The sequence below is a fragment of the Prevotella sp. AM23-5 genome, from assembly GCF_003473645.1.
GTDB classification, from domain to species: domain Bacteria; phylum Bacteroidota; class Bacteroidia; order Bacteroidales; family Bacteroidaceae; genus Prevotella; species Prevotella copri_A.
In genome coordinates this window covers 1,911-2,579 of sequence record NZ_QUCG01000148.1, presented here as the reverse complement: position 1 = coordinate 2,579, position 669 = coordinate 1,911, and the positions used below count along the sequence as shown (strand labels likewise).

Annotated in this window: 1 protein-coding gene; it reads right to left on the bottom strand. The window is 47.5% G+C overall.

Going from position 1 to position 669, the window contains the following annotated elements; translation table 11 throughout:
- Window positions 1-108 precede the first annotated feature (108 nt).
- Window positions 109-543 carry an N-acetylmuramoyl-L-alanine amidase gene (locus tag DW657_RS17120; protein ID WP_118313550.1) on the bottom strand — a complete coding sequence of 145 codons (435 nt, stop codon included), beginning with the start codon at window positions 541-543 and terminating at the stop codon, window positions 109-111.
- Between the last annotated feature and the right edge of the window lie 126 nt (window positions 544-669).

Genomic DNA, 669 nt, shown 5'->3' with positions numbered 1-669 from the left:
TCGGGAAGCTACCTCTTCTCAGGGGAAGCGTAGCTGTATCCGGCAGTTGAAACCATTTAATATATTTTATAAAAAAACTCCCCATCTGTTTCAGATGAGGAGCATTTTCTAGAGATGGAAGTCGATTTCTTTCAGCCATTCCTTGACATCGAAGCAAGGACAGCTCTTGCGAACCCAGGGGAGGTCGCGATGGCCTAGGATCTCGGCATCGGGATAGTCGAGGGAGAGACCGTAGAGGAGGTCTTCCAGAGAATCCTTCTGGGCTGGAGTGCGAGTGTCGGCAGGCTTGCCTTTCTCGTCGAGACCACCCTCGTAGCAGATTCCGATGCTGTGGGCGTTGTAGTGGCGGGCATGAGCCCCCACCTCGTTTTCTGGACGGCAGGGATAGACCATGCCATCCTTTGTAATGTAATAGTGGTAACCGATGGAGTGGAAACCACGTGCCTTGTGGCAGGCTTCCAAGGCTTCAACTGGGAAGTCCTGGTTAACACGTGTGGCACTGCAATGTACCACAATCAGATCGATTTTTCTTGGATTCTTCATTGTTTTCTTTGGATTATTAAGAATTAATGTTTAATTTTGCACACGAATTTCTCGAATGACACGAATATGTCCTTTGAACAGATATTTAACTGAACACGAATCTCTCGAATGACACGAATATGTCCT